Source organism: Gordonia mangrovi, from assembly GCF_024734075.1.
In the GTDB taxonomy this organism is placed as follows: Bacteria; Actinomycetota; Actinomycetes; order Mycobacteriales; family Mycobacteriaceae; genus Gordonia; species Gordonia mangrovi.
Genome location: NZ_CP102850.1, coordinates 5,320,195 through 5,330,162, shown reverse-complemented (window position 1 = coordinate 5,330,162; position 9,968 = coordinate 5,320,195). Strand labels below are relative to the sequence as shown.

Genomic DNA, 9,968 nt, shown 5'->3' with positions numbered 1-9,968 from the left:
CGGGATAGAGATGCCGTGGCGACGGGACTAAGGTGATGACAGTGACACGTCGTACAAAGATCGTTTGCACCCTCGGCCCGGCCACAAGCTCGGACGAGAAACTGAAAGAGCTCGTCGAAGCGGGCTTGGATGTGGCTCGAATGAACATGAGCCACGGCACCCATGACGTCCATCGAGACGTCTATGCGCGTGTGCGCAAGGCCAGCGACGCCGCCGGCAAAGCCGTCGGCGTGCTCGCCGATCTGCAGGGCCCCAAGATCCGCCTGGGGAAGTTCCGCGATGAAGGAACGCTCAACGGCGAGGTTATGTGGGATACCGGTGACGAGGTGCGTATCACCGTCGATGACATCGAGGGCACCCAGGACCGGGTGTCGACCACCTACAAGCAACTCGCCGAGGACGCCTCGGTGGGTGACCGTCTGTTGGTCGACGACGGCAAGGTCGGGTTGACCGCGACCGCGATCGAGGGCAACGACGTGGTCTGCCGGGTCACCGAGGGCGGCCCGGTCAGCAACAACAAGGGTTTGTCGTTGCCGGGGATGAACGTGTCGGTGCCCGCCATGTCGGAAAAAGACATCGCCGACCTCGAATTCGCACTCAAACTGGGTGTGGACATGATCGCGCTGTCGTTCGTGCGGAGCCCCGCCGACATCGAGATCGTGCACGAGGTGATGGATCGGGTCGGCCGGCGGGTGCCGGTGATCGCGAAGCTGGAGAAGCCCGAGGCGATCGACAACCTCGAGGCGATCGTGTTGGCCTTCGACGCGATCATGGTCGCCCGCGGTGACCTGGGTGTCGAGTTGCCGCTCGAGCAGGTACCGATGGTGCAGAAGCGGGCCATCCAGATGGCGCGCGAGAACGCCAAACCGGTCATCGTGGCCACCCAGATGCTCGATTCGATGATCGAGAACTCGCGGCCCACCCGCGCGGAGGCGTCCGACGTCGCCAACGCGGTGCTCGACGGTGCGGACGCGGTGATGCTCTCGGGTGAGACGTCGGTGGGCAAGTGGCCGATCGATGCGGTGTTGACGATGGACAAGATCGCCCGCGCGGTGGAGGGCGGTCAACGTGATGTGCCGCCGCTGTCGCACGTGCCGCGTACCAAGCGGGGCATCATCTCCTACGCCGCCCGTGATATCGGCGAGCGGTTGGAGGTCAAGGCACTCGTCGCATTCACCCAGTCCGGTGACACGGTGCGTCGTCTGGCGCGCCTGCATTCACGGCTGCCGCTGCTCGCCTTCACCCCGACTCAGGCGGTACGCAGTCAGCTCGCGTTGAGCTGGGGTACCGAGACGTTCATCGTCGATCACGTCGACACCACCGACCACATGATCGATCAGGTGGATCATCAGTTGCTCAGGATCGGTCGACTCAAAGAGGGCGATGTGGTGGTGATCGTGGCCGGCGCCCCGCCCGGCACCGTCGGCTCCACCAACATGATCCACGTCCACCGCATCGGCGAGCAGGACCACTGAGCCCGGGTCACTCGCGAGGTCACGTTCCGGTCGCACCTGCGGCTTCCGGCTTGCGGCGGTAGCTGCGGCCAGAAGCGGCACCTGCGGCCGGAACGGTGCCACCGCTCGGATGCGCGCCGGCAGGGCATAGGGTGAGCTCTCATGACCGCTCAATCCGATGATCTCGGCAAACTGCTCGCGCTTCTGGACGTCGACCGCCGCGACGACGACCTGTTCATCGGTCACCATCCTGAGCAGAAGACCGCGCGGACCTTCGGTGGCCAGTTGCTCGGGCAGGGCGTGGTCGCGGCATCGCGCACCCTGACCCGGGGCACCCCGCCGATCCACGCCCTGCATGCCCATTTCATCCGGGGCGGCGATGTGAACAAGCCGCTCGAATACCACGTGTCGCGGTTCCGTGACGGCAAGGCCTTCGCGAACCGTCAGGTCACCGCCATGCAGGACGGTGCCGAGGTGTTCACGATGCTCGTGGCCTTCCAGGACAACGCAGCCGGTCTCGAACACGCCGTGGAGATCCCGCAGGTGCCCTACCCGGAGGAATTGCCGCCGCTCGGTGAGCATTTCAAGGGCTTTGAGGACCGGATCGCGACCTTCGTCAACGCAATGCATCCGATCGACATCCGCTTCGCCAACGACCCGACCTGGAAGGTCCGCGACGCGGGGGAGAAGCTCAAGGACAACCGGGTCTGGATGAAGACCGACGGCGCGATGCCCGACGACCCGATCATGCATGTGGCCGCCATGTGCTACGCCTCGGACACCACGGTTCTCGACTCGATCATCACCACTCACGGGCTGTCCTGGGGGATCGACCGACTCTTTGCCGCCACGGTGAACCACTCCATGTGGTTTCACCGGGAATTCCGCTTCGATGACTGGATGCTCTACGCCACGCGCTCACCGGTGGCGTCGGGTTCGCGCGGCATGGGATCGGGACGGTTCTGGATGCGGGATGGCACGCTGGCGACCTCGGTGGTGCAAGAAGCGCTGATCAAGTACTTCCCGCCGAAGAGCTGAACGGCCAATGGCACACTGGTCGCCATGACCTACCCCCAGCCACCGGGACCGGACTGGGCGACGTCGGGACACACTCGACCCGAGTACTGGTTGCAGCCGGGACCGATGCTGCCCCAACACACCTGGCAGCGCCGGACCAGGTCCGTCATCATCTTGGCGAGCGCGTTGGCGGGCCTGTTGCTCGCCGGCGTCGCCGTCGTGGCATTGATGGTCGGCTCGGTCAACGCGGCAACCTTCAGTGCCCGCGGGGTGGTGATCTGCGCGTCCGGCGACGGCCAGATCGCCACCGGCACGGCCGTGCGGATCTACGACGAGACCGGCGAGGAACTGGCGTCCACTCAACTCGGTGGACCACGGACCGACGAAGGCCGCTGCGAGTTGCCGTTCACCGCCGACGACGTACCCGCTGCCCGCGGTGGATACGTCGTGCGGGTGGGAGATGCCTTCCAGGAGACGGTCTCCGAATCCGCCCTCGAACAAGGCGCAGTGCTGCGACCGGTGTCGTGACCCCCAAGTGGTGACGCCGGCGTCGTTGTCCGGTGCACATCGCCGACCCGGGATACACTTCGGCGATCTGTCGGTCGTCGGCTCCCGCCGGCGTGTGCATGGAGGGGATGCGTGGACGAGAGCATCGATTGGGGCCACGAATGGCTCGCATCGACGATCTGGCTGGCGCTCGCATTTGCGATCTCGGCAGCTGTCGGAATCGCGATCTGCGCGCTTCTTGCCCGATTCACCACCTGGGGCCGGCAGTTCTGGCGGCTGTCGCGGGGCTTCTTCACCGGCCCCGGCAAGTGGCTGACATGGTCGATACTTGCCGGATTGCTGTTGCTGACCCTGTTGGGCGTGCGACTGAACGTTCTGATCTCCTACCAGTACAACGACATGTACACGGCGATGCAGGAAATCGCCGAGGGGCTTGTGCAGGGCGATCTTGCGGCACGCGACGCCGCCGCGTCCGCCTTCTGGCGTGCGATCGGCATCTTCGGACTGTTGGCGACGATCCACGTGATCCGTTCTCTCGTCGACTACTACGCGGGTCAGGCCTTCGATATCCGTTGGCGGACATGGTTGACCGATCGGTTGACGGCCGATTGGCTCGACGGCCAGGCCTACTACCGCAACCGCTTCGTCGGTGACGCCAACATCGACAACCCGGATCAGCGCATCCAGGCCGACATCACGAACTTCGTCGTGTATTCGCGTGCGCTGGCCTTCGGTGCCGTATCCGCCGTGGTCTCCATCGTCTCGTTCACCAAGATCCTGTGGGATCTGTCCGGTCCGTTGACGATCCTCGGCGTCACGTTCCCACGCGCGATGATGTGGATTGTCCTCAGCTACGTCCTGGTGACCACGGTGGTCGCGTTCTACATCGGCAGACCGCTGATCCGCCTGAACTTCCTGAACGAGCGTCTCACCGCGAACTTCCGCTACGCGCTGGTCCGCATCCGCGACGGAGCAGAGAATGTGGCGTTCTACCGAGGCGAGGGAGTCGAACGGGCGGGACTGCTTGCACGCTTTGCCGCGGTGATCCAGAACTTCTGGCGAATCGTCTTCCGGACGTTGAAGTTCAATGGCTGGAACCTCACGGTGAATCAGACCGCCGTTGTGTTTCCGCTGATCGTCCAGGCGCCACGCTTCATAGCCGGTGACATCACCCTCGGCGCGGTGATGCAGTCGTCGACGGCCTTCGGCAACATGCATTCCTCACTGTCGTTCTTTCGCGAATCCTACGACGAGTTCACCGAACTGCGCGCCTCCATGATCCGTCTCGACGGGCTGCATGACGCGAACAACAAATCGCGCGAGTTGCGACGGATTCCGACAGAGGAAACCGGACAGCGGCGCCTCACACTGCAGGACGTGGACATCACAACACCCGACGACCGGCCGCTCGTGCGGTCACTGTCGCTGTCGATGTCGCCCGGCGATGCGCTGGTGGTCAAGGGCAGCTCGGGTTCGGGCAAGACGACGCTGTTGCGTGGCATCGCAGAGATGTGGCCATTCGTCGATGGCGAGGTCGACCGGCCACTCGGACGGCGCACTCTGTTCCTCTCCCAGATCCCCTACATCCCGCTGGGCGACCTGCGCACCGCGGTCGCATACCCGGCTGCACCCGACGAACTCGGCGACGATGCCATCCGACGCGCACTACAGCAGGTTTTCCTGCCGCATCTCGTCGACCGCCTCGACGAGGAGGAGGACTGGTCGAAGGTCCTGTCTCCGGGTGAGCAGCAGCGGGTGGCGTTCGCGCGCATCCTGTTGACCCGCCCGGAGGTGGTCTTCATGGACGAGGCGACCTCGGCGGTCGACGAGGGCCTCGAGTTCTCTTTGTATTCGCTGATCCGCGAAGAACTTCCGGAGACCATCCTGGTGTCGGTCAGTCACCGCAGCACCACCGATCAGCACCACACCGAGGTCCTCGAACTGACCGGTGGCGGCGAGTGGGAATTGCGGGCGGTGAACGCCTGATGCAGCCGATCTGATCGCAGAACGGCACCCTGACGTCGGTTCTTTACTTTCCGATTACCGATCTCGCAGAAGGCTGTCGACACCGCCATGCAATCGGTACTGTGATGGCGACCACTCTGACCAGACGAGCGAGGATATCGGTCATGACGCAGACAGAACAGATCACCTTTCCCCACGAGACGGGGGCTCAGGTGGCCACGCTGCCCGAGGCGTTCCAGCAATCGATCACCGTCCGCCCCGACGCAGTAGCCCTGCGGACCGTCGGCGGCATCCAGGAGATCACCTGGGCCGAGTACGGCCGGCGGGTGGAGGCGATCGCCCGCGGGCTCGCTGCGATCGGTGTCGGCCCCGGCGACACCATCGGCATCATGCTGACCAACCGGCCCGAGTTCCACCTCGTCGACACCGCGGCTCTCCATCTGGGCGCGATCCCGTTCTCGATCTACAACACCAGCGCCCCCGATCAGATCGAGTACCTGTTCGGCAACGCCGAGAACTCCGTCGTGGTGACCGAGCAGGTGTTCCTGCCCGCGATCCGGGCGGCCAACACGAATGTCACCACAACCATCGTCGTCGACGGCACGGCCACGGATGCGATGTCGCTCGCCGACCTCGAACAGACCGCTGCGCCCGAGGGTTTCGACTTCGAGGCGTCCTGGCGGGCGGTTGCGCCCGAAGATCTCGCCACCCTGATCTACACGTCGGGCACCACCGGCCCGCCCAAGGGCGTGGAGATCACCCACCGCAACATCATCGCGGAGCTGGCGGCTCTCGCCGAACACGTGGAGGCCGGCTTCGACGACCGGGTGATCTCGTATCTCCCCGCCGCGCATATCGCCGACCGGGTGTCCTCACACGCTGCAAACATGGTGCGCGGCATCCAGATCACCACGGTCCCGGATCCGCGGGAGATCGCCGCGGCTCTACCAGAAGTGCGCCCGACCTTCTTCTTCGGCGTACCGCGCGTCTGGCAGAAGATCCGCGCCGGCATCGAAGCCAAGATGTCCGAGGAATCCAGCCCGGTGAAGAAGAACCTCGCGGCCTGGGCGCTGGGAGCGGGCGCCGCGGCAGCGCGTGCGCAGCTCGAGGGCCGCGATCCCGGACGAGTCGGCGCACTGCAACACGGGCTGGCCGACAAACTCGTCCTGCACAAGGTGCGCGAGGCCATCGGGATGGACCAGGTGCACTTCGCCGGGTCCGGCGCCGCTGCCATCCCGAAAGAGGTTCTGGAGTTCTTCCTGGGACTCGGTGTGCCCGTGTTGGAGGTGTGGGGGATGTCGGAGACCACCGGCGTCTCCACGATGACCACCTCGGAGAACCTGAAGATCGGCACCGTCGGTAAGACCGTCTCCGGGGTGGAGGCCAAGCTCGCCGACGACGGTGAGTTGTTGATCCGTGGGCCGGTCGTGATGCGTGGATACCGGAAGCAGCCCGAGAAGACGGCGGAAACCATCGACGCCGACGGTTGGCTCGCCACCGGTGACATCGCGAAGATCGACGATGCGGGCAACGTCACCATCGTCGACCGCAAGAAGGAACTCATCATCAACGAGTCGGGTAAGAACATGTCGCCGACCAACATCGAGAACGCGATGAAGGCGGCCTCCTCGCTCATCGGCCAGGTGGCGGCGATCGGCGACGGGCGGCCCTACATCTCGGCGCTGGTGGTGCTCGATCCCGACGCGGCAGCCGCACGGGCGAAGATGCTCAACATCCCCGACGCCGACATGGCGACGCTGTCGAGCAGACGGGAAGTGATCGACGAGGTCACCGCCGCGGTGCGCCAGGGCAACAGCAAACTGTCCCGCGTCGAACAGGTCAAGCGGTTCACCATCGTGCCGGTGGCCTGGGACCCGGGTGGCGACGAGCTCACTCCGACGATGAAACTGCGACGCAACCCGATCGCGACCAAATATGCCGAAAGGATCGGGAAACTCTACGACGACGCCCCCGACGACGAGGTGATCGACCTGCGGTGAGAACCGCCCACTTCCGCCGCCTCGACACTAGGATCGTGGAGGACGGTCAGGCACTGCGTCATGCCGCGACCGGCCACCGCCCTGTCAATCGCGACGCAGCGAGGAAGTCGTCATGACCGAAGAAGTCGTTCCCGACATCGGACCCATCGATTACATAGTTCTGGAGTGGAGTGGGCAGCAGCCGACCGGCGAAGCGATCCCGTATCTTGTCGAGCTGGTCGACCGCGGCATCATCCGCGTCATCGATCTGGCATTTGTGCAGAAGGCTGAGGACGGCACCCTGACGCATCTCGAGATCGACCAGCTCGGTGTCGATTTCGAGATTCTCGACGGTGCGGCGAGCGATCTGATCGGCGAGGATGACATCGCCGAAGCGGCGTCGGTGCTGCAGCCGGGGACCGCCGCGGCGATTCTCGTCTACGAGAACGCCTGGGCGGCACCGTTCGCCGGAGCGCTGCGCCGCAACGGTGCGCAGCTGGTCGCCTCCGGCCGGATCCCGATGGACGCCTTCGTCGAAGCCGTCGAGGCTGCCGACGCGGCGGACGCCTGACGCATTCTCGGCATTCCCTGAACCACCGCACACCAAGGAGGAACCCCATGCCCGGACTCATTCGAGCAGCGGCGCGTACCGCGGTCATCGCCGGTACCGCCACGTCGGTCAGCAATCGTGTCTCGCGCCGCCAGGCGAACCGATGGGCGCAGCAGGAGTACGAGAACCAGCAGCGCTATGCCCAGCCGGCGCCCGCTCCGGCGCCTGCGCCGGCACCCGCCCCGGCTGCGCCCGCACCGGCAGCGGCACCGACGCAGGACACCATCACACAACTGAAAGAGCTCGGCGCGTTGTACCAGCAGGGCATCCTGACCGAGCAGGAGTTCGCCGCGCAGAAAGCCAAGCTCCTCGGCAGCTGACCGGCTTTCACTCGTTCGAAACGCGACTGTCGTCGGCGTCCGCGGTGCCGAGTTCGGCACCCGGAATCCGCGGCAGTCGTCGCGCTATGACCAGGCCGAGTCCGGCAAGGAAGATCACCAGAAGAATCGCCCCCTTGATCGCGGTGAGCTGCGCGTCGACATAGCTGTCGACGAGTGTGTCGACCTCCGCCTGCGGGACGGCGTTCGCCTCGGCGACATCATCGAGCTGATCCCTGCTGATGATCTCGATACCGTCCGCAGACGCTTCGGCGATCTGGCTCTTGGTCTGCTCGGACAGATCGGGGTCGGCCTGTGCCGCCTGGTTGAAGCCGCTGCTGAGCGAGGCGACGAGCAGGGCACCCAGCATCGCGACGCCCACCGAGGTCCCGATGTTCTGCGCAGTTCCCTGCAGCCCGCCGGCCTCGCCCCGGTCGCGCTCGCTCGCCGACGACATGATGACGTTGCCCAGTTGTGAGGCGATGAAGCCGAATCCGGCGCCGAACACCGCCATGCCGATCGCGAAGGGGACGCCCTGTAGTTGGGGTTCGATGGTGCTCACCAAGGTGGACGACCCGATGATCACCAGCACCAAGCCGATCGTGACCATGCGCCTCGGCGATTGAGTCGCAGCGAGTTTCGGACTCGCAAAGGCGGCGATCAGCATCGCCACCGACATCGGCGCCAACTTCAGACCGGTGTCGAAGGCGTCCTTGAGCAGTACGTACTGCAGATAGATCGGGATCACGAAGAACATGCCGCCGATGATTGTCTGCTGAGCGACCAGCATCACCAGACCGTTGCGCAGATGCAGCGTGCGTAACAGTCGCGGATGCATCAACGGGGTGCCGCCGTGTGCGATCACCCGGTTCTCCCAACCGACGAACCCGATCAACACGAAAACGCCTGCGGCGATCATGAACGGCACCACCGAGAAGCCGAACGGGGTGATCTCGGTCCCCGCGATGGTCAATGCGCCGGACGGGCGGATGAATCCCCACGAGCCGGCCTGCAGCAGGGCGATGACGATGAGTCCCAGCCCGAGCGCCGACAGCCCCGTGCCGCCCCAGTCGAGACGACGCGAGCCGGACGCCTTGGTGTCGGCGATAACCCGGACGCAGGCGATCACGACGATGCAGACCACCGTCTCGGCGGCGAAAACGACCCGCCAGGTCAATGTCTCGGTGACCCATCCACCGATGAGCGGGCCGGCGGCGGCGCCCGCGGCCGCGATCCCGCCGAGGGCACTGTAGGCGGTGGCACGCTCGCGCCCCTCGTAGTTGGCGGCGGTCAACGAGATGATCGCCGGCATCACCAGCACCGCACCGGCTCCCTCGACAAACGACCAACCGAACAGCAGCACACCGATGTTGGGGCTGAAGGCGGTGATGAGTGAACCGGTCCCGTAGACCAGCAACCCGATCGCGAACACCCTCCGCCGGCCGAACAGATCGCCGAGCCGTCCGCCGAACAACATGAACGACCCCATCACCAGCGTGTACAACGTGATGGCCAACTGAACCTGCGTCAGCGTGGTGTCGAGGTCCTCCACCACGCTGGACACCGACACGTTCATCACTGTCGTGTCGAGCACCATGATGAACTGTGCGGCGCACAAGATGATGAGAACACCCCATTTGCTCACCGCTGTCACGCTACGCGCGGGAGCGCCGGCACCGAATGTTTGTCGGCGCCGGTCAGGGGGAATCATCCGAAACGGGTGAGCCCGGCACGCGGGGGCACCGGTCGTGGCGTCGGCTCGGTGGCGATCTCGTCAACACAGACGCGCGTGCACGGCGCAGTGCCCATAGTGGAAGGGGAGCCGTGACGGCCACGGTTCCGCCGACGAAAGGACGATCGATGGCCCTCGACGACGACGACATCACCACCTCTGACTCCGGCGGCGAAGGTCCCGCCGACGGCGGTTCCAATCCGGGCGGGCATGACGGCGGCGCCGACGGCACCGCGAACGCCGGTGAAGGTCCCGCCGATGGCGGTTCCAATCCGGGCGGGCATGACGGCGGCGCCGACGGCACCGCGAACGCCGGTGAAGGTCCCGCCGATGGCGGTTCCAATCCGGGCGGGCATGACGGCGGCGCCGACGGCACCGCCTGAACGC

Annotated in this window: 9 protein-coding genes; 8 read left to right on the top strand and 1 reads right to left on the bottom strand. The window is 65.4% G+C overall.

Translation table 11 applies throughout. From position 1 onward, the window contains the following. The first annotated feature begins 41 nt into the window (after positions 1–41). The 7 genes from pyk (at position 42) to NWF22_RS24185 (ending at position 7,852) form a co-directional block, all read left to right on the top strand. Positions 42–1,475 (top strand): pyruvate kinase, encoded by a 1,434-nt coding sequence (gene pyk / locus NWF22_RS24215; RefSeq protein WP_160901226.1) that lies wholly within the window; start codon positions 42–44, stop codon positions 1,473–1,475. A gap of 141 nt (positions 1,476–1,616) precedes the next feature. After that, entirely contained in the window at positions 1,617–2,492 is an 876-nt protein-coding gene (locus NWF22_RS24210; RefSeq protein ID WP_160901227.1) for an acyl-CoA thioesterase, read from the top strand. 24 nt (positions 2,493–2,516) lie between these two features. Continuing rightward, on the top strand, positions 2,517–2,999 hold the full coding sequence (locus tag NWF22_RS24205) for a hypothetical protein (protein WP_160901228.1): 483 nt from the start codon (positions 2,517–2,519) through the stop codon (positions 2,997–2,999). Between the two features lie 111 nt (positions 3,000–3,110). Continuing rightward, positions 3,111–4,964: an ABC transporter ATP-binding protein/permease gene (locus tag NWF22_RS24200; protein ID WP_160901229.1), complete on the top strand. Its 1,854-nt coding sequence runs from the start codon at positions 3,111–3,113 to the stop codon at positions 4,962–4,964. Positions 4,965–5,107: 143 nt separating this feature from the next. Beyond that, complete coding sequence (locus tag NWF22_RS24195; RefSeq protein WP_160901230.1) at positions 5,108–6,943, top strand: AMP-dependent synthetase/ligase; 1,836 nt, start codon at positions 5,108–5,110, stop codon at positions 6,941–6,943. 112 nt (positions 6,944–7,055) lie between these two features. After that, positions 7,056–7,493, top strand: coding sequence for a DUF6325 family protein (locus NWF22_RS24190; RefSeq protein WP_160901231.1), 438 nt, complete (start codon positions 7,056–7,058; stop codon positions 7,491–7,493). A gap of 47 nt (positions 7,494–7,540) precedes the next feature. Further along, positions 7,541–7,852: an SHOCT domain-containing protein gene (locus NWF22_RS24185; protein ID WP_160901232.1), complete on the top strand. Its 312-nt coding sequence runs from the start codon at positions 7,541–7,543 to the stop codon at positions 7,850–7,852. A gap of 7 nt (positions 7,853–7,859) precedes the next feature. Here the strand turns inward: NWF22_RS24185 and NWF22_RS24180 are convergent, their stop codons facing one another. After that, complete coding sequence (locus tag NWF22_RS24180) at positions 7,860–9,494, bottom strand: MFS transporter (RefSeq protein ID WP_258321269.1); 1,635 nt, start codon at positions 9,492–9,494, stop codon at positions 7,860–7,862. 215 nt (positions 9,495–9,709) lie between these two features. On the opposite strand from NWF22_RS24180, the gene NWF22_RS24175 reads away from it, so the two are divergent. After that, positions 9,710–9,964: a BatC protein gene (locus NWF22_RS24175; protein ID WP_160901234.1), complete on the top strand. Its 255-nt coding sequence runs from the start codon at positions 9,710–9,712 to the stop codon at positions 9,962–9,964. The last annotated feature ends 4 nt before the right edge of the window (positions 9,965–9,968 follow it).